Origin of the sequence: Chromobacterium sp. ASV23 (genome assembly GCF_016428945.1) — a bacterium.
Lineage (GTDB): Bacteria > Pseudomonadota > Gammaproteobacteria > Burkholderiales > Chromobacteriaceae > Chromobacterium > Chromobacterium sinusclupearum.
The window spans coordinates 1-24,764 of sequence record NZ_JAELTR010000014.1 but is presented as its reverse complement, the minus strand read 5'-3'; the positions used below and the strand labels follow the sequence as shown (position 1 = coordinate 24,764).

25 protein-coding genes are annotated in these 24,764 nt (G+C 62.8%); 12 read left to right on the top strand and 13 right to left on the bottom strand.

Features of this window, described 5'->3' with window-relative positions; all coding sequences use genetic code 11:
• Positions 1-6: 6 nt before the first annotated feature.
• The 6 genes from JHD59_RS08205 to earP form a co-directional block, all read right to left on the bottom strand.
• A complete protein-coding gene (locus JHD59_RS08205; RefSeq protein ID WP_199153895.1) occupies positions 7-780 on the bottom strand; it encodes a DUF4311 domain-containing protein in 774 nt (257 codons plus the stop codon).
• Complete coding sequence (locus JHD59_RS08200) at positions 771-1,103, bottom strand: DUF4312 family protein (protein WP_103317124.1); 333 nt, start codon at positions 1,101-1,103, stop codon at positions 771-773. The genes JHD59_RS08205 and JHD59_RS08200 overlap by 10 nt, the downstream gene beginning before the upstream one ends.
• Position 1,104: 1 nt before the next feature.
• Positions 1,105-1,467, bottom strand: a complete 363-nt coding sequence (locus tag JHD59_RS08195) for an SFCGS family glycine-rich protein (RefSeq protein WP_199153894.1) — start codon at positions 1,465-1,467, stop codon at positions 1,105-1,107.
• Between the two features lie 20 nt (positions 1,468-1,487).
• The gene (locus tag JHD59_RS08190) at positions 1,488-1,820 is read right to left on the bottom strand and encodes a hypothetical protein (RefSeq protein WP_199153893.1); all 333 of its coding nucleotides are present in this window, start codon (positions 1,818-1,820) and stop codon (positions 1,488-1,490) included.
• 171 nt (positions 1,821-1,991) lie between these two features.
• Positions 1,992-2,555 (bottom strand): elongation factor P, encoded by a 564-nt coding sequence (gene efp / locus JHD59_RS08185; RefSeq protein WP_043623327.1) that lies wholly within the window; start codon positions 2,553-2,555, stop codon positions 1,992-1,994.
• A gap of 71 nt (positions 2,556-2,626) precedes the next feature.
• Complete coding sequence (gene earP / locus JHD59_RS08180; RefSeq protein WP_103317119.1) at positions 2,627-3,772, bottom strand: elongation factor P maturation arginine rhamnosyltransferase EarP; 1,146 nt, start codon at positions 3,770-3,772, stop codon at positions 2,627-2,629.
• Between the two features lie 125 nt (positions 3,773-3,897).
• Between earP and JHD59_RS08175 the strand changes: the two genes are divergently transcribed.
• Together JHD59_RS08175 and JHD59_RS08170 are read left to right on the top strand one after the other, a co-directional pair.
• Positions 3,898-6,141: a glycoside hydrolase gene (locus JHD59_RS08175; RefSeq protein ID WP_368671552.1), complete on the top strand. Its 2,244-nt coding sequence runs from the start codon at positions 3,898-3,900 to the stop codon at positions 6,139-6,141.
• A 417-nt stretch (positions 6,142-6,558) separates the two neighbouring features.
• Positions 6,559-6,882 (top strand): RebB family R body protein, encoded by a 324-nt coding sequence (locus JHD59_RS08170; protein ID WP_199153892.1) that lies wholly within the window; start codon positions 6,559-6,561, stop codon positions 6,880-6,882.
• A 41-nt stretch (positions 6,883-6,923) separates the two neighbouring features.
• Here JHD59_RS08170 and JHD59_RS08165 read toward each other — a convergent pair whose 3' ends face one another.
• On the bottom strand, positions 6,924-7,262 hold the full coding sequence (locus JHD59_RS08165) for a DUF1992 domain-containing protein (protein WP_199153891.1): 339 nt from the start codon (positions 7,260-7,262) through the stop codon (positions 6,924-6,926).
• Positions 7,263-7,292: 30 nt separating this feature from the next.
• A complete protein-coding gene (locus JHD59_RS08160) occupies positions 7,293-8,204 on the bottom strand; it encodes a LysR family transcriptional regulator (RefSeq protein WP_199153890.1) in 912 nt (303 codons plus the stop codon).
• A gap of 98 nt (positions 8,205-8,302) precedes the next feature.
• On the opposite strand from JHD59_RS08160, the gene JHD59_RS08155 reads away from it, so the two are divergent.
• Both JHD59_RS08155 and JHD59_RS08150 read left to right on the top strand, forming a co-directional pair.
• Positions 8,303-8,716 (top strand): DUF2000 domain-containing protein, encoded by a 414-nt coding sequence (locus JHD59_RS08155; RefSeq protein ID WP_199153889.1) that lies wholly within the window; start codon positions 8,303-8,305, stop codon positions 8,714-8,716.
• Positions 8,717-8,726: 10 nt separating this feature from the next.
• Positions 8,727-9,314: a LysE family translocator gene (locus JHD59_RS08150; protein ID WP_199153888.1), complete on the top strand. Its 588-nt coding sequence runs from the start codon at positions 8,727-8,729 to the stop codon at positions 9,312-9,314.
• 3 nt (positions 9,315-9,317) lie between these two features.
• Here the strand turns inward: JHD59_RS08150 and JHD59_RS08145 are convergent, their stop codons facing one another.
• The 3 genes from JHD59_RS08145 to JHD59_RS08135 all read right to left on the bottom strand — a co-directional run bounded on the left by JHD59_RS08145 (position 9,318) and on the right by JHD59_RS08135 (position 12,879).
• Positions 9,318-9,983: an HAD family phosphatase gene (locus JHD59_RS08145; protein WP_199153887.1), complete on the bottom strand. Its 666-nt coding sequence runs from the start codon at positions 9,981-9,983 to the stop codon at positions 9,318-9,320.
• 130 nt (positions 9,984-10,113) lie between these two features.
• On the bottom strand, positions 10,114-11,514 hold the full coding sequence (locus JHD59_RS08140; RefSeq protein WP_043623360.1) for an L-serine ammonia-lyase: 1,401 nt from the start codon (positions 11,512-11,514) through the stop codon (positions 10,114-10,116).
• A gap of 66 nt (positions 11,515-11,580) precedes the next feature.
• Entirely contained in the window at positions 11,581-12,879 is a 1,299-nt protein-coding gene (locus JHD59_RS08135; RefSeq protein ID WP_103317117.1) for an HAAAP family serine/threonine permease, read from the bottom strand.
• 430 nt (positions 12,880-13,309) lie between these two features.
• On the opposite strand from JHD59_RS08135, the gene JHD59_RS08130 reads away from it, so the two are divergent.
• The 5 genes from JHD59_RS08130 to JHD59_RS08110 all read left to right on the top strand — a co-directional run bounded on the left by JHD59_RS08130 (position 13,310) and on the right by JHD59_RS08110 (position 19,136).
• Entirely contained in the window at positions 13,310-13,606 is a 297-nt protein-coding gene (locus JHD59_RS08130; RefSeq protein ID WP_199153886.1) for a hypothetical protein, read from the top strand.
• Positions 13,607-13,981: 375 nt separating this feature from the next.
• A complete protein-coding gene (locus JHD59_RS08125; RefSeq protein WP_084201626.1) occupies positions 13,982-14,764 on the top strand; it encodes a formate transporter FocA in 783 nt (260 codons plus the stop codon).
• A gap of 272 nt (positions 14,765-15,036) precedes the next feature.
• Positions 15,037-17,364: a formate C-acetyltransferase gene (gene pflB, locus JHD59_RS08120; RefSeq protein ID WP_199153885.1), complete on the top strand. Its 2,328-nt coding sequence runs from the start codon at positions 15,037-15,039 to the stop codon at positions 17,362-17,364.
• A gap of 117 nt (positions 17,365-17,481) precedes the next feature.
• The gene (pflA, locus tag JHD59_RS08115; protein ID WP_199153884.1) at positions 17,482-18,261 is read left to right on the top strand and encodes a pyruvate formate-lyase-activating protein; all 780 of its coding nucleotides are present in this window, start codon (positions 17,482-17,484) and stop codon (positions 18,259-18,261) included.
• 125 nt (positions 18,262-18,386) lie between these two features.
• Positions 18,387-19,136: a copper homeostasis protein CutC gene (locus JHD59_RS08110; protein ID WP_199153883.1), complete on the top strand. Its 750-nt coding sequence runs from the start codon at positions 18,387-18,389 to the stop codon at positions 19,134-19,136.
• 26 nt (positions 19,137-19,162) lie between these two features.
• Here the strand turns inward: JHD59_RS08110 and JHD59_RS08105 are convergent, their stop codons facing one another.
• Complete coding sequence (locus JHD59_RS08105; protein ID WP_158248669.1) at positions 19,163-19,957, bottom strand: ABC transporter substrate-binding protein; 795 nt, start codon at positions 19,955-19,957, stop codon at positions 19,163-19,165.
• Positions 19,958-20,179: 222 nt separating this feature from the next.
• Between JHD59_RS08105 and ggt the strand changes: the two genes are divergently transcribed.
• The 3 genes from ggt to JHD59_RS08090 all read left to right on the top strand — a co-directional run bounded on the left by ggt (position 20,180) and on the right by JHD59_RS08090 (position 24,210).
• Positions 20,180-21,844 (top strand): gamma-glutamyltransferase, encoded by a 1,665-nt coding sequence (gene ggt / locus JHD59_RS08100; protein ID WP_199153882.1) that lies wholly within the window; start codon positions 20,180-20,182, stop codon positions 21,842-21,844.
• A 79-nt stretch (positions 21,845-21,923) separates the two neighbouring features.
• Positions 21,924-22,352 carry a GNAT family N-acetyltransferase gene (locus JHD59_RS08095; RefSeq protein WP_199153881.1) on the top strand — a complete coding sequence of 143 codons (429 nt, stop codon included), beginning with the start codon at positions 21,924-21,926 and terminating at the stop codon, positions 22,350-22,352.
• A 208-nt stretch (positions 22,353-22,560) separates the two neighbouring features.
• Complete coding sequence (locus JHD59_RS08090) at positions 22,561-24,210, top strand: methyl-accepting chemotaxis protein (RefSeq protein ID WP_199153880.1); 1,650 nt, start codon at positions 22,561-22,563, stop codon at positions 24,208-24,210.
• Positions 24,211-24,235: 25 nt separating this feature from the next.
• Here the strand turns inward: JHD59_RS08090 and JHD59_RS08085 are convergent.
• A partial coding sequence (locus JHD59_RS08085; protein WP_199153879.1) for a LytTR family DNA-binding domain-containing protein occupies positions 24,236-24,764 on the bottom strand: 529 nt, incomplete at its 5' end.

The window sequence follows — 24,764 nt, the reverse complement described above, 5'->3', positions numbered from 1 at the left end:
CTGTCGTTAGCCGCGGACGGTCTGATGGAAGGCGCGCAGCCAGTCCGGCGCCGCCAGGCGGAAGGATTCCAGCATCTTCAGGTCGAAGCCGCGGAAAAAGGCGCTCATCAGGAACAGGGCGATGATGGCGGCCATCATCACTTTGGTGATGCGGTTCCAGCCGCCGTCGTCCACGCCCTTGCCGATCAGGATGCCCAGCACCAGTCCCGGCACCGCGTTGCCCATGATCAGTTGGGCCAGGCCGCCGAAAATGGTGCCCCAGAAGCCGGAGCGCTTGCCGGCCTCGATGGCGGCCAGCCAGAAGATCACCGGCATGATGATGTTGACCAGCAGGTTGGCCGCCGGCACCAGCACCTTGACCGCGGTGATCTGCAGCGCGGGCGGCACGGCGGAGGCGGTGGAGTTCAGGAAGGCCACCACCAGCATGCCGATCAGGCCGCATACCAGCGCCATCTTCTTGGGGTTGTGCAGGGTTTCCGCCAGATTGCGGTTGCGCGACAGCAGCGCGGCCGCGCCCCAGTGCGGGATGATGCGGTGGTCGATGTCCTGGGTGAACGCGCCGGCGGCGACCGACGACGCCCAGGCATTGAAGAAAAATCCCAGGCCGAACGAGAAGTGCGAGGCGGGATCGCCTTCGCAGGAGTTGAGTTCGCCCAGGGTGCGGAAGGCGCCCATGCCCTGGGTGGTGGGGGCATGGAACATGCGCGCGGCGCCGGCGCCGACGGCAGTGCCGACCAGGCCGCCGATCAGCAGCGATTTGAGCAGAATGGTCACGAACATGGGCGTGTCCTCGCGAAGGTGCGAAGTGGGACGGGGTCGAACGCCACGCGGTCGGCATCGATCGCCGCGACGTTTGCCGTGACTTCCAGCACCACCGAGTAGCGGGTGCGTTCGCGCCGCAGGAACAGGAACAGAAAGCGCTCGGTGATCGTCGCCTGTTCGGCGGAAACCACGCGCACATCATGCGGTTCGATCCGTAGCAGCACTTTGCCGCTCTGTCCCAGCACGGCGCGCTGCACCTTGGACAAGGCGTCGGCAAAGGCCTGCGCCTTGCTCTCGCCCAGTCCGGACACCTGCACGGTGGTGAGGAAGGATTCTTTCATGTCAGCCACCGTGCTTCTTGAGGTAGGCCGCCACCAGCCGCTGGCCCAGTTCTTCCTTGTCCATGAAGCCGAAGCCCAGCACGTTGTAGCCTTCCTCGATGGCGGTGACGCCTTCTTCGATGGAGCGCATGCCGTACTTGGCCTTGTAGCCGTGCTTGGTCTGGGCGGTGATGGCGCCGGCGCCGCCGCTGCCGCAGAAGGAGATGCCCAGCTGGGCGTTTTCCGCCTTCATCACATCGCCCAGCTTCATGTCGGCGGCCATGCCGGGAATCACCACGGCGCGGGCGCTAGCCTGTTCCACGCCGAGGCCGACTTTCTGGCCCTTGCCCAGGCGGTCGCCGATCACTACGGTAATTTGGCTCATTGCATTCTCCTTGCGGTGGGTCAGGCCTTGTTCTGGGCCATTTCAAAGTGGATGGACAGCAGCAGCGCCTCGTCTGTCGGCAGATTGCCGAACAGCGCGACAACGGCTTGGGACAGCTGCATCGCGGCGGGCGAAATCTCATCGAACAGCGAGCGGTCGAAATCCGGCAGGCCTTCCCCGGTCAGCGAGCGGCGGGCCATGGCGCGCACATGCGACTCCAGTTTCAGCTGCTGGCTGTCGTTCAGGCATTTGCCGGCCGCCTCGAGCAGGGCCGGCACGCGCGCCAGCACCTGCTGGCTCAGCGCCTCGATCTGTTGTTGGGTATGGTCGGGGGAGAGTACGGGGGAGGACATGGTGGCTTCCGTTGCATGGTCAGTTGAGTCGAGGACTACTGTAAGCAACGGGGCCGATGGCTTGTAGCCGGTTTTTTTCCGGCGCTTGCCGGAAATTTGCCATGTCTAATGGCAGATATGAAAAAAGCGCCCGGCAGGGCGCTTTTTTTGGGCACAACGGTCAGGAAGAGCTTAGGCGCGCTTCTTGAATTCGTTGGTGCGGGTGTCGATTTCGATCTTTTCGCCGGTGTTGACGAAGGCCGGAACCTGAACTTCGAAGGTGGTGCCAACCAGGCGGGCCGGCTTCAGCACTTTGCCCGAGGTGTCGCCGCGCACGGCCGGCTCGGTGTATTCCACTTCGCGGATTACGGTGGTCGGCAGTTCTACGGAGATGGCCTTGCCGTCGTAGAAGGTCACCTGGCAAACGTCTTCCATGCCGTCAACGATGTAGTTGATGGTGTCGCCCAGGTTGTCGGCTTCCACTTCGTACTGGTTGAACTCGGAATCCATGAACACGTACATCGGGTCGGCGAAGTAGGAGTAGGTGCAGTCCTTGCGGTCCAGCACGACTACGTCGAACTTGTCGTCGGCGCGGTAAACGGTTTCGCTGCCGGCGCCGGTCAGCAAGTTCTTCATCTTCATCTTCACTACGGAAGCGTTGCGGCCGGACTTGCTGAATTCAGCCTTCTGAACAACCATCGGGTCGTTGCCGACCATGAATACGTTACCAGCGCGCAGTTCTTGTGCGGTTTTCATTGCGTATGAGTCCCAAACTCTTGAATTAACGCCGGAAACCCGGAACGGCTTTCCGACAAAAACGACGCATTCTATCCGATTTCGGCGATAAAGTGCAGCAGTCTCGCCGCCAGATCGCCACCTTGCAGCAGTTGTTGTTGCCAGTTTGTCGCATGTCGCCGCCACGCCGGCAGCCATCTTGCGGCATTGCGCCAGGCGGTGGCGATATCGCCGTCGCGGTTCCACGCCAGATGCAGCTCGCGGATCGCCGCGGCGGCCTCGTCCGGCAAGCCGGCGCAGTATTGGTCGAGAAAGGCCTGCAGCTTGGCGATGTGGGCCTCGTCGTCCTGCGGATAGATATGCCACAGCATGGGGCGCGCCGCCCATTGCGAGCGCACCAGGCTGTCTTCGCCGCGCACGCAGTTGAAATCGCAGCTCCATAGCAGGCGGTCGTAGTCGTCCTGATCGCTCAGGGGCAGCACGTCGATGGTCAGGCGGCCGAGCTGGGCATGCTCCCCCACCTGCAGAGGATGGTCGAACAGGCTGGACACCACGGGCAGCGCCTTGCCTTCCGGCACCAGGCAGCGCACCGGCTGCGGGCCGTCGGCCCAGGCCTGCAGCAGTTTGGCGGCGGCCGGGTTGTCGTAGGCAAACAGGCTGACTTTCCACTCGTTTTCCGACAGGGCGGGCACGTTTCTGCGCCGCCAGTAATCGCGCTGCGCCTCGGGATCGGCTTGCCAGGCTTCGCGCGCGGCGATCAGCCCGTCCTCGCAGATCAGGCCGCCGCTGGCCGCGTCAAAGCCGGGGAAGAAGAAATGCTTGGTCAGCGGCAGCCGCGGATGCGGCGACGGCAGCTTGTGGCAGCCGCGCGTCCAGTCTTCCGCCGACAGGTATTCCAGGTTGATCCACACCGGCGGAGCCGCCCGTGCCGCCATCGCCTGCTCGAAGCTGTCCGGCAGCCGGCAGCCGAAGGCCTCTATCACCACGTCGGCCGGGACGATGTCGGCGGGCCACCCCGCTTGCGGCCACAGACGCACGTCTATGCCGGCCAGCGTCTGCTGCGGCAGGGCTGGGTCCAGCCCCGGCGCGATGCGGGCGAAACTGGCCAAATCATCCACCCACAGCCGCACGGTCAGGCCGCAATCGCCCGCCAGCCGGCGCGCCAGGCGCCAGGTGACGCCGATGTCGCCGTAGTTGTCGATGACGGTGCAGAAAATATCCCAGTGTTGACGATTCATAATTTGTTAACAATTGAAGACCGCGCGAGCTTACCACGCGAAGGCCGGCAATATCACCAATTCCGAATTTTCCTGGGTTTGGCCGGTCTCTGAGAGAGGCTGTGAAACATCTGAAAGGAATTGCCGTGGGTTTGAAGTATGGATGGAGTTTGCTGGCGGCGCTGCCCTTGTCCGCCTGGGCCGGCGTGCTGCTGCAAAACGCCCAATGGCGGGTGGAGCTGGAGCCGGCCACTTTGGCCGTCAGCGTGGAGCCGGCCGGCGACGTCAAACGCACCGTGTCCGACGGCGTGGCACCGCAGGCGGTGTCCGCCCTGCAACAAACCGGCGAGACCGCGGGCTGGCAGTGGGACGATGGCCGCTACCGCTGGCAAGCCGTCCTCGATGGACCGGACTTGCGGCTGACGCTGCAGGCCCGCGCGCCGGGACGGCTGGAGCTATTGCGCCAGCCCGCTGCGGCGATGGGGCGCGGCCTGCTGCTGCCGTTGGCCGAGGGCAGCTATATCCCCGCCGGCAGCAAGCTGTGGCAGGACTTCCTGCCGGGCTTTGCCGGAGACGGCCTGGATACCTCGGAAAACCTCAGCCTGCCGCTATGGGGCATGGATTACGGCAGCCGCAGCCTGCACTGGCTGCTGCTGAATCCGTTCAACAATCAGCTGGCCTTTGCGGCGCAAGGGCAGGGCCTGGCGTTGACGCTGAGCCACGAGTTCAACGCGCTGAACCAAGACCAGCCGGTGACGCTGCTGCTGCATCTGTCCGATGGCAACTTGCTAGGCGGCGCGCAGCGCTATCGCCAATGGCTGGTGTCGGCAGGCCGCTACCAGACCTTGGCGGACAAGATCCAGCGCCAGCCCGAAACCGCTAAGCTGGTCGGTGCCAGCCATGTCTATCTATGGGGCAATAATTTGCTGGACGCCAGCGATGTGCGCGACTGGCCTGCCTTCCTCAAGCTGCTGCGCGGCGATGCGGCCCTGGCCGTCCAGCTGCGCGCCCGCTTCGACACGGCAGCGCGTCAGGCGCTGCGCCAAGCCGGGGCCAAACCGGACCGCTACCAGCAAAAGGTGTTGATCGAAGCCGTCAATCAGGCGCTGACCGCGGAGGCGCGCGCCGGCTGGCTCGGCCCCAAGCCGGACTGGGCCAAAATGGCGGAACCGTACCGCGCCCTGCGCGCGCAAACGGCGCAGACCTTCGGCCCCGCGCTGCAAGCGGACGCCTCGCGCTGGGGCGGCGGCTTGTCGCGCAAAACGGTGGACGCGCTGCAATCGGCCGGACTGAAACGGCTATGGCTGGGCGTGGATAACTGGGAAGGGGGCTTGTGGCAGCCGCAGGCGGTGAAAGCCGGCGTGGCGGCCGGCTATCTGATGTCTAGCTACGACTCCTACGAAACGGCGCTGCAGCCGGGCAAGCATGAGGACTGGATTACCGCCCAGCAGGGCGAGGCGGTGTACCGCCAGTGCGGCATCACGCTGGCAAACGGCAAGAAAAAAGCCGGTTTCCAGCAATCCGGCTACTACACCAACCCGGCTTGCGTGCGCGATACCTTGCAGCAGCGCACGAGCGCGCTGCTGTCGGCGACCGGCTTCAATAGCTGGTTCCTGGACGCCTACGCCACCGGCATGGTGTTTGACGACTACACGCCGGGCCGCCGCACAGGCGAGGCCGCGATGGCGCAAGGCTATGAACAGTCCATGCAATGGGTGGCGGACCGCTACCAGCTGCCGGTGGGTTCCGAAATGGGCAACGCCACCACCAGCCGCGGCATCGCCTTCGCCCATGGCATGCAGGTGCCGGTGCTGGGGTGGGGCGATCCGGATCTGCAGAGGAACCCGAAGTCGCCGTACTACCTGGGCCGCTGGTTCCCGGCCGATCAGCCGGAAACCTTTTTCAAGCCGGTGCCGCTGAAGCAACCGTACCGCGACCTCTACTACGGCCCGGAGTATCGGCTGCCTCTGTACCAGGCGGTGTTCCATGGCTCGGTGATCACCACCAACCATTGGCTGTATGACAATCTGAAATTCCGCAACGTCTACGCCAACAACCTGTTGGCGCAATGGCTGTACAACGTCCCGCCGCTGTTCCACCTGTCCGCGGCCAGCCTCAGGGCCCGGCTGCCGCAGCTGCAATGCGCCGACCGCGCCTTCCGTCCGTTGCATCAGCAACTGGCCACCCAGGCGCTGACCGGCTTCGCCTGGCTCAACGCGGAACACACGCTGCAGCAAACCCGTTTTGCCGACGGCAGCCGCCTCACCGCCAATTTCGGATCGACGCCGGTATCGAATGGAGGACAAACCCTGCCGCCGCAAAGCCTGTTGGCCGAGCTCGCCGGCCAAGCGCCGCGACTGTTGCGGGCGGCCGATTGCGCTGGCAAATAAGCTGCCGCGATAATGCCGATGTGGTTTTGCTGGCCAGGGGCAGCCATTGTCCCTGGCCAGTTGGCGGGTTATCGCCAAGGTAGATTGAGACGGTATTTGGGAAGTGGAAAATCGGTAGAATTTCAGGTTGGATTTTTATCTTTAAAAATCAGCAATTTGAAATTGGTGTATTCCCCACGTCCGTGGGGCTGAACCGGAAGTCGGCGAGTGCCTGGCGCAACTGCGGCAGTGTTCCCCACGTCTGTGGGGATGAACCGGCCATGCTGCCCTGCGCCATCAGCGGCCAGACGTGTTTCCCACGACAGTGGGGATGAACCGATCAGCCGGACGGATACGCACCGGGTAAGTAGGCTTACTGATTGAACGTGGGCGATGTGGGTGCCAGTCTGAAATTCCGAGAAACCGGAAGGGCTTAAGATGGCTTTTCCCACTGCAGTCAACGATCAGATTACCGATGCCGTTACCCAGAGCAACGTGAAGGTGTTGGCCGAGGCGCCTGCCATGGCGATGGGAAGCATCTATCAAACCATGGTCCATTCCACCGGCATCATGTTCCAGAACGCTGTTTCCGCGCAGCAGCAACAAACTATGCTATCGCAGGCGGTGGCGGGGATGGGCGTAACGCAAATCTATAACGTAGACACCTTGGCGGGAGCCATGGCGGCGCAAGGCGGCGTTGCTGACAATCTATCCAGCTTGCTGGCTGCGCTTCAGGCTTTTCGCGCGCAAGCGGGATCTTAACGCTGTTTCATCCCCCTCTGAGGCGTTGCTGCGGAGGCGGTTCAGTTGCCTCCCCGCAGCCGCTCCATCTGCAAGGCCACTTTTAGCGCCAGCTGCTGCACCTGCCGGCGCTTGGCTTGACAGGCGGCGCTGTCCGGCTCCAATTCAGCGAGTTCGGCGCGCAGTGCGGCCAGCGCCTTCATCATTTCCACCTCGGCCGGCACGCAGCCGGCGTCTTTCAGGATCTTGTACGGCATCCGCAGCTCGGCCGACGTGGCGGCATAGGTTTCGTCCAACTCCAGCGGCTTGCCCCAGCCTTTTGCCCGCTGCAATTCGCCGCTTTGTTCGCTGGCGCGGATGGCGGCGGCGATGATTTGATCCAGGTCGCCTTGGTTTTGCATGATCTGCCTCCGAGTCGGGCGGATGGCAAATTATAGCATTGGAATGTTCGAGAGCTGGGCGATGGTCTCCGCCTCGGCCAAAAAACGCACCAAACGCAGCGTCAGGCTTTCCCGCGCGGCGTTGGCCGGCCATACGGCGTAGACGCCCAGCGGCTCCACCTGCCACTGGGGCAGCACCGTCTGCAGCCTGCCGGCAGCGATGTCGTCCGCTACCAGAAACGCCGGCGGCGTGGCCAGGCCGCAGCCGGCGATGGCCAACTGGCAGGCGGCGTCCAGGCTGTTGACGGTGAGGCGCGGCTGGAAGGAAAACGATTGCGCCAGGCCTGTTTCATGGAGCAGCGTCTTGCGATTGGGGCGCATGCGGATGCCCAGCCAGGGCCATTCCGCCAGCTCTTGCGGGTTTTGCGGCGCGTGGCGCTCTGCCAGCAGCTTGGGCGCAGCCACCGTGAGGCGTGGCATGTCGTGCAGACGGCGCGATTTGAGCGCGCTGTCCGGCAGTTCGCCGATGCGGATGGCCAGATCGATGCCGTCGCGGATCAGGTCGCGTTTTTCGTCGCTGAAGTCCAGCGCCAATTCCACCTTGGAATGGCGGCGAGCGAATTCGGCCAGCTGTCCCACCAGCGGGTGGCGGGCGAAAAAGGCGGGCAGCGTCAGGCTGAGCGTGCCGACGGGTTCCGCGGCGCGGCCGGCGATGGTGTCCAGCCCGCTTTGCGCCGCTTCCAGCATGGCTTGGGCGTGGTGGTAGAGTGCTTGTCCGTCCGGCGTGAGCGATAGCCTGCGGGTGGAGCGGTACAGCAGCGCCGTGCCCAGGCGCGTTTCCAGCTGCGACACATGGTGGCTCACCACTGATGGCGATAGCTCCAGCGCCCGCGCGGCGGCGCGAAACGATCCGGTTTCCACGGTTTTGGCGAAGACGGCCAGGGCGCGCAGTTCGTCTATCATAGTTCGATTTTTTCGATCAGACAGTTTCAATTAATCCGGATTGTAGCGCAGTGGGTGGCCGCGCATAGTGAGTCATTCCAATCGGATAGGGGACTGTCATGCAGGACATGCGTTGCGTCATCGTCATCGACCCGGCATTGCCGTCGGGCGTCATCGCCAATACCGCCGCCGTGCTGTCGCTATCGCTGGGCAGGCGGCATCCGCAATTGGTGGGGGAGGACTTGCCGGACGCGGCGGGCGAATTGCGGCTCGGCATCACTACGGTGGCGATTCCCATCCTGAAGTGCGACGCCGAGCAATTGCGGACCTTGCGCGCGGCGGCGAGCGCGCACCGGGATGAGCTGACGCTGGTGGAATTGACCAGCGTCACCCGGAATACGCGGAGTTACCAGGAGTACGCGGCCGCGCTGGCCGCCACGCCGGAGCAGGCTTTGCAATACCAGGGCCTGGCGCTGTGCGGGCCGGCCAAGCGGGTGCGCCAGTTGACGGGCAGCCTTGGCTTGTTGCGCTGAGGAGGCGGCCATGATCTGGAGCTTTATCGTGGCGACGGCCTTGATCACCCTGCTGCCGGGGCCATCGCTGCTGGTGATTGTGGCCGCGGCCTTGCGCGAGGGCTGGCGCGCCGGCGCGGCGGCGTCGCTGGGCGTGGTGACGGCGGACGCCAACCTGCTGCTGGCGGCGTTGAGCGGCCTGGGCGCGCTGGCCCAGGCGTCGCCGCTTATCTTGCTTGGCCTAAAGTGGCTGGGCGCAGGCTATCTGTTGTGGCTGGGCGTGGGGCAGTTGCGAACGTCGCCATCAGGACAAGAGGCGGTGGCGCAAGCGCCCGGCGGGGCGTTCCGGCGCGGCCTGATGGCGACGCTGCCCAACCCTAAAATCATCGGTTTTTTGATCGTTTACTTCCCGCAGTTCATCCAGCCCGGGCCGGACGCGGCGCGGCAGATGCTGTTGCTGGGGCCGCTGTTCCTGCTGACCGTGCTGGCGGTGTTCCTGCTGTGCGTCGCCGCCGCCTGTCTGCTGAGCGGCAGGCTGGTGGGCAAGGGGCAGTCATGGCCGGCGCGGCTATGCGGCTGTTGCCTGATAGGCTGCGGCCTGTACTCTGCGTTTGGGTAAGGATCAGGCCAGCGCGGCTTCCAGCCAGCGCCACAGTTCGGGCGCGGTGAAGTCGTCAATAATCGCATCGGCGCCGGCGGCCAACAGTTGCTCGGCCGGCAGGGCGTCGCCAATGGCGAAGGTGTGCAGGCCTGCCGCGCGGGCGGCGCGGATGCCGGAGGGAGAGTCTTCAAAGGCGCAAGCGCGTTCCGCTACGCCGCCGATGCGGGCGAGGCCGGTCAGGTAGGGGAGCGGGTCTGGCTTGGCGGCGGGCAGCTCCTCTCCGATGACCAGGGCGTGGACTCGGGCGGCCAGGCCCAGCTTTTCCAGCATCAGTTCGGCGTTGGCGCGCGGGGCGTTGGTGACGACGGCGATGGGGAAGCCGCGCGTGGCGGCCCAATCGAACAGCTGTGTGACGCCTGGCGTGGCTTGCATGCGGATTACAGAGGAGCGGAACAAGGCTTCCTTGTGATCCGCCATGGCGCGGTGCGCGTTTTCGTCCCGCTCCGGGAACAGCGCGCGCATGATGCTGGCGTTGGAGCCGCCCACGATGTGGCGCTGGTACAGTTCGGGCGTCAGCGTCTTGCCGTTTTCTTCCAGCAGTCGGGCAAAGGCCTGATAGTGCAGCGGGTCGCTATTGGCCAGGGTGCCGTCCAGGTCGAACAGCAGGGCGAAGTCGGCGGATGCCATCGCATTCCTTCTTGGATATTTTCTGAGCGAAAGGCCGTTATGTTAGGCAGTGGGCGGCCACGCGGCAAGCCGCGCCGTCAACAAAAACGCCACCGTGGCGGTGGCGTTTGTCTTAGCGCGGGCGACGGGCTCAGGCCGCGTCGTCCACCCAGCGGATGGCCTGGCTAGGCACGACCTTGCTTTCCACCTTGATCTGCAGGGCAAGGCCGCCGCAGGAGGTTTCGCGGTACTTGGCGTCCATGTCCTTGCCGGTTTCGTACATGGCGGCGATGACCTTGTCCAGCGACACCTTGGGGCTGCTGACGCGGTGCATGGCCATGCGGGCGGCGTTGATCGCCTTGACCGCTGCGATGGCGTTGCGCTCGATGCATGGAATCTGCACCTGGCCGCCCACTGGGTCGCAGGTCAGGCCCAGGTTGTGCTCCATGGCGATTTCCGCCGCCATGCACACCTGGGACGGGCTGCCGCCCATCAGTTCGGTCAGGCCGGCCGCGGCCATGGAACAGGCCACGCCCACTTCGCCCTGGCAGCCGACTTCGGCGCCGGAGATGGACGCGTTGAGCTTGAACAGGCAGCCGATGGCGCCGGAGGACAGGAAGAAGCGCAGGCAGCTGTCGTCATCCAGCGGCTGGATGAAGTGGTTGTAGTAGGCCAGCACGGCCGGGACGATGCCGCAGGCGCCGTTGGTCGGGGCGGTGACTACGCGGCCGCCGGCGGCGTTTTCCTCGGACATGGCCATGGCGTACATATTGACCCAGTCCATCACGCTCATCGGGTCTTTGGCCACGGTGAGGGAGCTGGTCAGCATGCGATGCAGCGCCGGGGCGCGGCGCGGGATGCGCATCGGGCCGGGCAGGTTGCCTTCGGTGCGCATGCCGCGCTCGATGCTGCCCTTCATGACTTCCCACACGCGGCGGAAGTGCGCCTCGGTGTCCTTGACGTCGTGGAAGGCTTTTTCGTTTTCCAGCACCAGGGCGGCGATGGACAGGCCGGTCTCTTCGCACATGTCGATCAGCTGCTGGGCGGTGACGAAATGGTACGGCACCGGGGTGTCGCTGCAGCTGGACTGGTTGAAGTGCTCTTCGTCGACGATGAAGCCGCCGCCGATGGAGTAATAGGTCTTGGTCAGCACTTTTTCGTCGCCGACGAAGGCGTGGATCTGCATGCCGTTTTCGTGCAGCGGCAGGTTGGCCGTATGGAAGTCCATGCCGAAGATCACGCGCTGGTGGGTGCGGCCCAGCGTCAGCTGGCCGGTTTGCTCCACGTCGGCGATCAGGCTGGCGGAGTTGTCCGGGTCCACGGTGTCCGGCAGGTTGCCGGCCAGGCCCAGGATGATGGCTTGATCGGTGCAGTGGCCCTTGCCGGTGAGGGCCAGCGAGCCGTAGCAGTCCACGTGGATGCGGGTGACTTGGTTGAATCTGCCGGTTTCCTTGAGCGCGCCCAGGAACTGGTGACCGGCCTTCATCGGGCCGACGGTGTGGGAACTGGAGGGACCAACGCCGATTTTGTAGATATCACTCATGCTGAACATGATGCTACCTCTTTGAAGCTAGTACGGAGGGGAGAGCAGGCCGCAGGGCGGCCTGCCTGGTTACGATCAGACGAACAGATCGTAGAAGATGGCGGAGATGGCGATCAGGCCGATCAGTACCACGAAGATGTTGCTGGCGGCGCCGGAGTACTTCTTCATCGCCGGTACCTTGTGGATGGCGTACATCGGCATCAGGAACAGCAGCATCGCGATGACCGGGCCGCCCAGGGTTTCAATCATGCCCAGGATGGACGGGTTGATGGTGGCGATGATCCAGCAGGTCACGATCATGAAGATGGCGGTGTAGCGGTCCAGCTTCGAGGTTTCGATGGTCTTGCCGCTCTGACGCAGTTGCTTGACCACCAGGCCGTTGAAGCCTTCCTTGGCGCCCAGGTAGTGGCCCAGGAAGGACTTACTGATGGCAACCATGGCGATGATCGGGGCAACCCATTCCATCACCGGGTTCTGGAAGTGGTTGGCCAGGTAGGACAGGATGGAGATGTTCTGGGCCTTGGCGGCGGCCAGGTCGGCCGGGCTCAGGCTGAATACGCAGCTGAACACGAAGAACATCACGGTCAGCACCATCATGGTGTGGGCGCGGATCAGCACGCGGCTGGAGGCCGGTTCAGCTTCGTCGCCGTGCAGCTTGCGCTGGTCAACGGAGAAGGAAGAGATGATGGGCGAGTGGTTGAACGAGAACACCATCACCGGAATGGCCAGCCACAGCGTCTTGTAGAAGGCGCCGCTGGATACGGCGTCGCCCAGGCTGCCGGCGTGGCGGATGGCGGCGTCGCTCCATTGCGGGATCAGGTACAGGGCCAGCAGCATCAGCACCACCACAAACGGGTAGACCAGGATGCTCATCGCCTTGACGATCATCTGGCCGCCCAGGCGGACGATGGACATCAGGCCCAGGATCAGCGCCAGCGAGAACACGGCGCGGGTGGCGATGCCGGTGCCCACGTCGATGTGCAGCTGGTTATTGAGGAAGGACAGCACCGTGTTGGTGATGGCCACGCTGTACATCAACAGAATCGGGTAGATGGCGAAGAAGTACAGCAAGGTGATGATCTTGCCGGCGCCTACGCCGAAGTGTTCTTCCACCACTTCCGTGATGTCGGCGCCTTCCTTGCTGCCGGACAGCACGAAGCGGGTCAGGCCGCGGTGGGCGAAGAAGGTCAGCGGCAGGGCCAGGATGGCCATCAGCATCAGGGGCCACAGGCCGCCGATGCCGGCGTTGATGGGAAGGAACAGGACGCCGGCGCCGATGGCGGTGCCATAGAGGCCGAGCATCCAGGTGGTGTCGTGCTTGGTCCAGCCGGACGAACCGGAGCGGGAGGCGGTTGAGGCGATTGCTTGTGACATGATGAGGTGCCTTTTCAAACGATATTTCGCAAATTCCGGGTTTCCATCCTCCGCCGCCGGCGTTGACGGCTTGTGGCGGGGGGCGGATCGAACTGTTGCCGACGGGTTCTCTGTATGTCGTTGTTTGTGAACCGCGTCTTGCTTAATTGCTGCCCATCGTAAGGGCATTTGTAGTTTGCAAGGTACACATTTAAGAACATCAGTTGATTCTAATCAAGATAAATTTGTCACCAAATGAACAAATGAACATGGCTGAGGAATGGTTCTCCCCCTAAATTCTAAATGACAATATTTTTTTATTGGTTTTATATCCTTTAAAGTCATTTTTGGTGCAATTAAATTTCAATAAATTTTCTATTTTATAAAATGATTGCGCATGGGTAATTTTGCCATGGTCATTTTTTATCCTTGCCACAAGTTTGAAATTTGAGTGATTGCTCTGCGCAATTTATTGCGTGGTTTTGCCTTTCTTGGGTCTGCTATTGCCTGCCCACGCAAAGATGCCGGGAGCCAGGCGATGGCGTTCGTTTCCGTGCTTGGTTTGCGCAAGCCTTTGATGGAAATGGATTTATTTGCATGGGCTGCCGGGTGGAATAGCATGGTCTTGTGTCTAAATTGTACTAATTTGTATTGTTCACTTTTGATGATTTGGGTGACGGTGTGCATGATATGCGAGCGTGAAATTGCTAAAATATTTTCGAATGTGAAAATAAAGTTACAAAAATGAACACCTTTTCTTTCGCATTCTGTGAAATGACAAGGGCGCGTTTCTTGGCTCGGAGATAGCGAAATGCCAGCGCTACAACAGGCATGGCTGATGCGAAGCGGGCCGGCCGGGGAGGTTTGCCTGCATTGCGTTGGCGGGATGCTGCAACATTTCCCTGGTGTTTTGTGCCGGCATTCGTGGCAATGTTGAAGGATTGTGCTGCAGTCTGGCCGTGTGGGGGTGGCTTGAGCGGTGGTGCGCTATGGATTGATCGGTATCAAACACGAATTTACTAAAACGAACATAAAATTTTCGCAAAGTCGCATCGGATGCGAATCGCCTCCGGCCGCATCACGCGACGCCGCCTTACCCATATCCTTATAGAGACGTTACATCATGAGCCACTCTTCAACTCTCGCCTACGTGGTCGACGAGGCCGCCAGCAAACAGCAGGTGCTGCTGTCCGAACCAGGGCGCTATCTGCTCAGCGCGGCCATGGCCGGCGCGCTGATCGCCGTAGTGCTGGCCGTCAGCCTGAAGCTCGGCCAGGTATTCTTCGCCAGCGGCGCTCCCGGTTATTACATCGCCACTTCCGGCTTCTTTGGCGTGGCGCTGGTCAGCATCATCGTGTGCAAGGTGGAATTGTTCACCAGCAATGTGATGTACTTCACCGTCGGCCGGCTTAGCGGCCGCTGCCGCACCTGCAATATGTTGCGCAGTTGGACGATGGTGTATCTGGGCAATCTGTTGGGCGTGCTGCTGTTCGTCGCCGTGCTTGCCGGCGCCGGCGGCATGGGCGTACTGCCTGCCGATCACCTGCTGTTCAACGTGGTGGAGCATAAGGTGCACGCCTCGAGCATGGAGATCTTCTGGAAGGGCGTGCTGTGCAACTGGGTGATCTGCCTGGCGGTATGGGTGCCGATGCGTCTAAGTAACGAAGCGGCGCGGCTGCTGATCATCATGCTGCTGGTGTTCGTGTTCTTCTTCTCCGGTTTTGAGCACAGCATCGCCAACATGGCTTTCTTCGCGCTGGCCAAGCTGCAGGGCATGGCGGGGCTGGAGTGGGCGGATATCGCGCATAATCTGGTGCCGGCTACGCTGGGCAATATCGTTGGCGGCGCGTTTGGCGTCGGCCTGGTGGTGTACTTGCTGGAACGCCACACGCTGAAAGCGGTCTGAACATTAAGGCAGGCTTTTGGCCTGTAAACGGCATGTGAATGTTCGTTTTCGAATGTAGTCGGCGCAGTACAGCCTGTATTGCGCCGACTTTGCTATAAATCACTGATAAATCAATGATGTTGAAGGCGGTTGGCATGTTGCGCTGCAGGATCGAAATCGCGCCGTAAGCGGGGCGCTACTTGATCAAGATCAAACGAAATTTTCGATTCCGAATGTACCATGTGTTCAATATCTAACACGTTACCGGACCAAGCCAAGTAAGGAGGCCCCAGATGGACGCCATCACTCAAAATGCAGCTCAAGCCAACCCGTGGCGCGATTTCGTCGCTGGCGAGTGGCAGAGCAAGGTCGATGTACGCAACTTCATCCAGCTGAACTACAAACCGTACGAAGGCGACGACAGCTTCCTGGCTGGCGCCACCGAGCGTACCAAGAAGCTGTGGGACACCCTGGGTGTGTTGCTGAAAGAAGAACGCGCCAAGGGCGTGCTGGATGTCTCGGCCGACCGCGCCTCTTCCATTACCGCTCACGATGCGGGCTACATCGATCAAGCCAATGAAGTGATCGTCGGCCTGCAAACCGACGCTCCGCTGAAGCGCGCCATCATGCCGAACGGCGGTCTGCGCATGGTGGAGAACGGCCTGGAAGCCTTCGGCTTCAAGCTGGATCCGGTGATCAAGGAAATCTGGGAAAAGTATCGCAAGAGCCACAACCAGGGCGTGTTTGATGTCTACACCCCGGAAATCATGGCTTGCCGCAAGTCCGGCGTGATCACCGGCCTGCCGGATGCCTACGGCCGCGGCCGCATCATCGGCGACTATCGCCGCGTCGCGCTGTACGGCACCGACTTCCTGCGCAAGGAGCGTCAGCAGCTGTTCGCCGAACTGAATGACGTGGCTTTCACCGACGAAGTGATGCGTCAACGCGAAGAACTGTCCGAACAGTTCCGCGCCCTGGACGAACTGCGCCAGATGGCCGCCAAGTATGGCTACGACATCAGCCGTCCGGCCGCCACTGCCCGCGAAGCCATCCAGTGGGTTTACTTCGCCTACCTGGCCGCGGTTAAGGAGCAGAACGGCGCCGCCATGTCCTTCGGCCGCGTGTCCACCTTCCTGGACGTGTACATCGAGCGCGACATCGCCGCCGGCGTGCTGACCGAAGAGCAAGCTCAGGAAATGATCGACGATCTGGTGATCAAGCTGCGCATCGTCCGCTTCCTGCGCACGCCGGAATACGATCAACTGTTCTCCGGCGACCCGACTTGGGTGACCGAATCCATCGGCGGCATGGGCGAAGACGGCCGCACCCTGGTGACCAAGAACAGCTTCCGCTTCCTGAACACCCTGTACAACCTGGGCCCGGCGCCGGAACCGAACCTGACCGTGCTGTGGTCTACCCGCTTCCCGCAAGGCTTCAAGAACTTCTGCGCCAAGGTGTCCATCGACACCAGCGCCATCCAGTACGAAAACGACGACCTGATGCTGCCGTACTGGGGCGACGACTACGGTATCGCCTGCTGCGTGTCGGCGATGAAGATCGGCAAGCAGATGCAGTTCTTCGGCGCTCGCGCCAACCTGGCCAAGGCCATGCTGTACGCGATCAACGGCGGCCGCGACGAGAAGTCCGGCGCGCTGGTGGCCCACGGCTTCGAGCCGATCACCGGCGACGTGCTGACTTACGAAGAACTGATGCCGAAGTTCGAGAAGATGATGGACTGGCTGGCCGCCACCTACGTCAAGGCGCTGAACTGCATCCACTACATGCACGACAAGTACGCCTACGAACGCATCGAAATGGCGCTGCACGACCGCGACATCGTCCGCACCATGGCTTGCGGCATCGCCGGCCTGTCCGTGGCCGCCGACTCGCTGTCCGCCGTCAAGTTCGCCAAGGTTCACATCATCCGCAATGAAGATGGCCTGGCGGTTGACTACAAGATCGAAGGCGAATACCCGGCATTCGGCAACAACGATGACCGCGTGGACGAGATCGCGGTGTGGCTGACCCAGTCCTTCATGGACAAGATCAAGGCCCAGCCGTACTTCTACCGCGACTCCAAGCCGACCCAGTCGGTGCTGACCATCACCTCCAACGTGGTGTACGGCAAGAAGACCGGCAACACCCCGGACGGCCGCCGCGCCGGCGAACCGTTCTCCCCGGGTGCCAACCCGATGAACGGCCGCGACGTGAAGGGCTTTGTGGCGGCAGGCGCCTCCGTGGCCAAGCTGCCGTACGACTCCGCGCTGGACGGCATCAGCTGGACCGCTTCGGCGACGCCGGACGCGTTGGGCCATACTGCTGAAGAGCGTATCGTCAACCTGGCCAACTGCCTGGACGGCTTCTGCTCGGCTCACCCGACTGAGTTCAGCAGCGCCAACTGCACCCCGTTCGATTGCGACGGCGAGCGCAACATCGCCGGCGGCGGTTTCCACGTGAACGTCAACGTATTCAAGCGCGAAACCCTGCTGGACGCCATGGAGCACCCGGAGCTGTACCCGCAGCTGACCATCCGTGTGTCCGGTTACGCGGTGAACTTCGTCAAGCTGACGCGCGAGCAGCAGCTGGACGTGATCAACCGCACCTTCCACGGCAAGATGTAAGACGCCGTAGGGCGGGCAGGCCGCAGGGCTTGCCCGCGCGGAAACACCATCGCATCAATGGCGGGGCGGTCCGGAAGGAAAGCCCCGCTTTTTCACAAGATTCACCGGAGATACGGCATGACCCCACCTATTGCCGCTGACCACACCGAAGCATCCGTCAAAGCCGAAACCATAGGCTATCTGCACTCCACCGAGAGCGGCGCCGGCGTGGACGGCCCCGGCATGCGCTTCGTGTTTTTCGTTTCGGGCTGTCAGTTCCGCTGCCTGTACTGCCACAACCCGGATACCTGGAAGCTGCATAACGGCCGCCAGGTGACCGTGGAGCAGGCGCTGTCCGAAGTGGCCACCTACGCGCGCTTTTTGAAGTTTGCCGGCGGCGTCACCATTTCCGGGGGCGAGCCGCTGATGCAGCACGAGTTCGTAGGCGAGCTGTTCCATCAGATCAAGCAACGCTATGGCCTGCACACCGCGCTGGACACCCAGGGCTTCCTGCACGAGCGGGTGTCGGACGAATGGTTCGACGATGTCGATCTGGTGATGCTGGACATCAAGCATTCAGACCCCGAAAAATACCTGGCGCTCACCGGCCAGCCCTTGCAGCCGACGCTGGACTTCGCCCAGCGCCTGAAGCGGCTTGGCAAGAAAATGTGGATACGCTACGTGCTGGTGCCGGGCCTGACCGACGGCGACGCCGACATCGAGCGCCTGGCCGACTACGTGGCCGAGCTGGGCGATCTGGTGGAGCGGGTGGAAGTGCTGCCTTTCCATCAATTGGGCAAGGACAAATGGGCGCAGCTGGGCATGGAATACCAGCTGAACGATACGCCGATTCCCACGGCGGCCCAAGCCGCCCATGCGCGCGCGCTGTTCGCCAGCCGCGGGCTGAAAGTCACCTGATTTTTTCATCGCGTCATTCTCCCTGACCGCCGCCGGCACTGCGTGTCGGCGTTTTTTTTGCCTTTGGGCGGCACCTTTGCCGCGCATGGAGAGTCAGTCAGATAGGGTAAGCAAAGGAGAAAGCCATGCAATCGATTCTGGAAATCTGCGCCGGTTCGCTGGCGTCCTGTCTGGCGGCGCAGCAGGGCGGCGCGCAGCGCGTCGAACTGTGCGACAACCTGCTGGAAGGCGGCACCACGCCGTCCTACGGCATGGTGGCCCTGGCGCGGGATAGCCTGGGCATAGACCTCAATGTCTTGATCCGCCCGCGCGGCGGCGATTTTCTGTACACCGCGCTGGAATTCGAAACCATGGCCCGCGACATCGAACTCTGCCGCAAGTTGGGCGTAAACGGCGTGGTGCTGGGCATGTTGACGGCCGATGGCGACATCGACGGGCCGGGCACGCGCGAGCTGGTCGGCCTGGCCGGGACGATGAGCGTGACCTTCCACCGCGCCTTCGACATGGCGCGCGATCCGATCCGCGCATTGGAAGAGGTGATCGCCACCGGCTGCGCCCGGCTGCTCAGCTCCGGCCAGGCCACTACGGCGCTGGACGGCGCAGACTTGCTGGCCCTGTTGCGCCAGCAGGCTGGCCAACGGTTGATCGTGATGCCGGGCGCAGGGGTACGCGCCGCCAATATCGCCGAGCTGGCGCGCCGCACCGGCTGCCATGAATTCCACGCCTCGGCGCGGGCCGAGGTGGCCAGCGGCATGCGCTATCGCCAGCCGGGCTTGAGCATGGGCGCGCCGGGCGCCGATGAATACCTGCGCAAGGAAACGGCGGTGGACGAGGTGAGGGCATTGCGCGCGGCGCTGGACGGCGCGGCGGCCTGACCCTCCTTACGCAAGGCGAGCGGGTGCTATTGGCGCAGATCCAATATGGGGTCCACATCTTTCCGGCGCAGCCGGGCGGACAGTTCATCGTTGATGCCGGCATCAACCAGCCGTAGCAGCTGGCTGGCGTAGGGCACCTGGCGGCTGATCAGCATGTGGTAGTCGGAGCCGGCCATGCCCGGCACCTCGCGGTAGCCGAAGTCCGGGTGCTTCAGATAATTGGTCAGGCCGATTGCCGCCATGCCAATCGCCACTTCCTTTTCTTCCAGCACCGCGTCGCAATGGCCGGCTTTGAGTTGCATCATCGCGGCGGACAGCGTGTACGGTGTGGTGTCCACGTCCTGCGGTCCCAAGCCGAACGGCTGGTAGGCGTAGCCGTGCTGGCCGCAGACATGCAGGGTTTTCAGGTCGGCTTGGCTATGGATCTTGGGCATAGGCCGGGCGCGCGAAAAGAAGTAGATGCCGGTAGTGTAGTAATAGGTCTTGCTTAGCAAGTAGGCTTGCTCCCGTTCCGGCGAACTGACCGCATCCACCGTCATGTCCAGATTGCCGCTCTTCACTTCCGCTTGGCAGCGAATCCAGCTCATCCGCGTCACCGTGTACTTTTGCCGCGCTTGCTCAAAGATGGCCTGCAAATAGTCAACGGTGTAACCGATATTGCGCTGAGTGACGCGTGTGCCCTCGCGCTCGAAATAGAAGAACGGCGGCCACTCCTCCGCGTCCACGCAGATGCGCACGGTTTCGGGCAACTGCCCGCAAGCATGTGGACTCAATCCATACAGCAATAGCAGCAGGCAGCCGCTGGCAATCGGCTTGATCATGATGGCGTTTCCATTTGCGGCCGTGGGCAAAGAAAAGGGCTCTCCTCCAGTCTTTATAAACCGTTGCGAGGCGGTTGACGCTTGCTGAGGGCACGCCGGCGAGCCTTGCCGCATCCGTTTGCCACGCTTGCCGGCGCGTGGCCGCAGTATGAAAAACATTTGTCGGACGGCGGCGATTGATGGCATAAGCATGTTATCGGCAAACCATTGTGGAGGAATTGCATGCGCCCGGAAGTCTTGACTCGTCTGCTCACTGTTGGCTGTCTGCTGCTGTGCGGCCTGCCGGCTCATGCCGGCCAGGGCGCGGTGGCGTCGCCGGACCGCTACGGCGCCGAAGTGGCGGCGCATGTGCTGAAGGCTGGCGGCAACGCGGTGGATGCGGCGGTAGCCACGGCCTTCGCCTTGGCCGTCACCTATCCGGAAGCCGGCAATATCGGCGGCGGCGGCTTCATGACCATCTACCAGGATGGCAAGCCTTATTTCCTCGACTACCGCGAAACAGCGCCCAAGGCGGCCAGCCGCGACATGTATCTAGACGCGGACGGCAAGGTGGTGCCGCATATGAGCCTGGTCGGCGCCCGCGCCGCCGGCGTGCCGGGCACGGTGATGGGGCTGTGGCAGGCGCATCAGCGTTTCGGCAAGCTCAAGTGGCGTCAGCTGGTGGAGCCGGCCATCCGCTACGCCGAGCGCGGCTTCACCGTGGCCGACCGCCAGTTCCAGTACCGCGGCGAAGCGGTGCAACTGTTTGCCGGCAAGACCAATTTCGCGCAGTACTTTGGCAAGATGAAGGCGGGCGAGACCTTCCGCCAGCTGGAGCTGGCCGCTACCTTGAAGCGCATCGCCCGTTACGGCGCAGCCGATTTCTATCAGGGCCAGACCGCCCAGTTGCTGGTGGCGCAGATGAAGCGCGATCACGGCCTGATCTCGGCCGAGGATCTGAAAGACTACCGCGCGCGCTGGCGTGATCCCATCCGCATCGATTGGCGCGGCAACGTCATCTATACCGCGCCGCCGCCCAGCTCCGGCGGCGTGGCCTTGGCGCAGCTCTTGGGCATCAAGGAGAACCGCGCGGCGGACTTCGCCGGCGTCGCGCTGAATTCCCCACGCTATATCCATCTGCTGGCGGAGATCGAAAAGCGCGTGTTCGCCGACCGCGCCGACTACTTGGGCGATCCGGACTTCGTGGACGCGCCGACGGCCGCGCTGGTCGACCCGGGCTACTTGAAGCGCCGCGCGGCCGAGATCAATCCGCGAGCGATCTCCGCCACGCCGGACATCCAGCCGGGGCTGGAGCCGCACCAGACCACGCACTTCTCCATCGTGGACCGTTGGGGCAATGCGGTGGCCAATACCTATACGCTGAATTTCGATTTCGGCAGCGGCGTGGTGGTGAAGGGCGCCGGCTTCCTGCTCAACGACGAGATGGACGATTTCAGCGCCAAGCCCGGCGTGGCCAACGCCTTTGGCGTGGTGGGCAAGGACGCCAACGCCATCGCGCCGGGCAAGCGAATGCTGTCGTCGATGACGCCCACCATCGTCACCCGCGACGGCAAGGTGACGCTGGTGATCGGCACGCCGGGCGGTTCGCGCATCTTCACTTCCATCTTCCAGGTGCTGAACAATCTATATGACTTCGACATGCCGCTGCAGCTGGCGGTGGCGGCGCAGCGCGTGCATCACCAGTTGCTGCCCAAGGACACCATTTATTACGACGAGTACGCGCCCTTGACCGGCCCGGTGGCGGACCAGTTGCGGTCGCTGGGCTACACGCTGCAGGATCAGGGCTGGCGCATGGGCGACATCCAGGCGGTGCGGGTGGACGGCGCGGTGACGGAAACCGCCTCCGACCCGCGCGGCCGCGGCATGGGCATCGTCGTCGGCGATTGAGGCGGCGGATGCCGGACCTGAGCCGTGCGCGCGGCGGCGATTCCAGTTTTTCCGACAATGACAATAAAGCGAGTGAAGCATGCAGTACCAAACCGTGTTGAGCGATGTGGCGGCAGCGGAAACCCGGGCTGCCATCGTGGCCCCCTTGATTGCTTACAACGAGGGGAAGGTCGGGCCCAGCGACCATAGGCCGCTGGTGATCCGGATTGAGGATGAAGCCGGCCAGGTGGTAGGCGGGCTGTGGGGCTATACCCGCGGCGGCTGGCTGTATACCGAACTGCTGTCCGCGCCGACCGGCGCGCGCGGCCTGGGTTTGGGACGGCAAATGATGGAACAGGCCGAAGCCGAGGCCCGCGCCCGCGGCTGCATTGGCGCGTGGGTGGATACCCACAGCTTCCAGGCGCCCAAGTTCTACGAAAGCCTGGGTTATCAGCGCTTCGGCGAGCTGGAAGACTACCCGCCAGGACATAGCCGCATCTTCTACCGCAAGTGTTTGCGGGCGGATTGAGCCTCGGGGCCGTTGACGTCTGCCGCGCGGATCGCGCTCGCGCTTCGCCAAACCCGTAGGGCCGGGCGCCTTTCGCGACCCCTCGGCAAGCGTCAACCGGCCCGGCCTGTCGCGCCGCATGGTTTTGCGGCGCAAATCATGACTGGTGATTGGTTCTGATTGCAACTAAAACGCTATGTGTATCCACCTAACTGGTTGGGAGCGTAGCGTGAACCATTTACTTGCCCAATTCAGCATTCGGCTGAAGATTTTCGGTTTGATCCTGCTTGGCATCCTGTCCGCGCTGATCATCGGCGTCAACGGCATGAACGGCGCCTCGAAGATGTTCGATCTCACCACCGACATGCACGACAACATGCTGAAGCCGGTTTACCTGCTGGGACAGGCTTCCATTCAGGCGCTTTATGTCAATCGCGGCGATTACCGTTATATCGCGGAAAGCGAGAAGCCGGTGATGGATCAGATACAAGCCAATCGCGACAAGTACGAAGCGGCGATGAAGGGCTTTCTCGACCAGTACCGCAAGACTCAATTGACGCCGCCAGAAGTAGACGGACTCAAGCGTTTCGACGCGGCCTGGGAGGCGATGGAGGGGCCGTGCAAGCAGGTGCGGGAGCTGAGTTACAACGATACCGGCAATGGCGAGAACAACAAGAAGGCTCTGCAGATCATGGCCAAGCAGTGCCGGCCCTTGTTTACCGCTGCAGCCGACATCCTGCGTGAGCTGTCCGACATCAATATCAAGCTGGCCGACAAGGGGCTGGAGGATGCGCAAAGCAACTATCAGTCGGTGCGGACGCTGGCCTTCAGTGTGCTGCTGGTGGGCTTGATCATTCTGGTTGCATTGGGGCTGCTGGTGCAGAGAGGCATCGTGGGCAGCCTGGAGGAAGCTTCCAGAGCGATGGAAAAGATGGGCGAGGGCGATCTGACCGGCAGGATTGTTCCCAAAGGCAAGGATGAAATCGCCAAGATGATGCAATCGCTGGCCGATACCCAGGAGCGGCTGCGCAAGACCGTGGGCGAGATCATCCGCTCCGCCGGCAGCGTGGCGTCCACCTCGGAGCAACTGGCGGCGTCGACCGAACAGGTCAGCGCCAGCATAGGCCAGCAGGTCAACGCCACTTCCAGCGCGGCGGCGTCTATCGAGCAATTGACGGTCAGCATAGACCTGTGCGCCAGCAATGCCGCCCAGGCCAACCAACAGGCGGCGGACGCCGGTCAGCAAGCCAAGGCCGGCAACAAGGAAGTGCAGGAATCCACGGTGCGGGTGCGCAAGGTCAACGACAGCGTGACGCATTCCGCGGAGAGCCTGGAATCGCTGTCCGATCAGGCGCAGCAGATCGGCAGCATCGCCACCGTGATCAAGGACGTGGCCGATCAGACCAATCTGTTGGCCTTAAACGCGGCGATCGAGGCGGCGCGCGCCGGTGAACAGGGCCGCGGCTTCGCGGTGGTGGCGGACGAGGTGCGCAAGCTGGCCGAGCGCACCACCACCTCGGCCCAGGAAATCACCAATATGATAGGCAAGATCCAGGACGGCGCGCGGGTGGCGGTGGACGGCATGCGCGGCAGCCGGCAGATCGTGGCCGATGTGGTGGTGGCGGCGGAAAGCGCGTCGGCCACCATCAGTACGGTGGAGGAGCGGGCGGCCGAGGTGGTGGCCGCGATCGGCGAGATCGCCATGGCGGTGGGCGAGCAGCGCCAGGCCAGCACCGAGCTGGCCGGACGGGTGGAGTCCATCGCCGAGATGTCCAAGGAAAACGGGCTGGCCGTGGATGTGTTCTCGCAAGCCACACGTGAGCTGGCGGTGGTGGCGGAGCGGCTGCAGCAGACCACGCTGGCGTTCAAGCTGGAGTAGGGGCTGTTGACGTTTGAGACAAGGCTTACATCCGCTGAAACAGATGGGCGTAGCTGCGGCTCACTTCCACCAGCGGGCCGTAAGCGCGCAGTTTCAGCAGCAGGCCGCGTTCGCCGCGGCGCACTTCTTCTATCGACGCCACCCGCACCAGGGTGGCGCGGTGCACTTGCCAGAACTGCTCGGGATCGAGTTGCGGCAGCAATTCCTTCAGCGGGGTGCGGATCAGGGCTTCGCAGCTGGCGGTTTGCACCAGGGTGTATTTCTCGTCCGACTGGAACAGCAGCACCTCATCGATGCTGATCAGGCGCAGGCTGTTGCCCACCGAGGCGCGTATCCAGCGCAGGTATTCCGGCTTATCCAGCTGGCGGCTGAGCTTTAATAAAGTACTTTGCCAATCCTGCGGCAGCGGCGGCTGCTTCTGCTCCCAGCGCTGGCGCGTGCGCAGCAGCCGGGCGTCTTCCACCGGCTTCAGCAGGTAGTCGATGGCGCCTTCCTCAAAAGCCTGGACCGCGTACTGATCGTAGGCGGTGACGAACACGATGGGGTACTGTCCG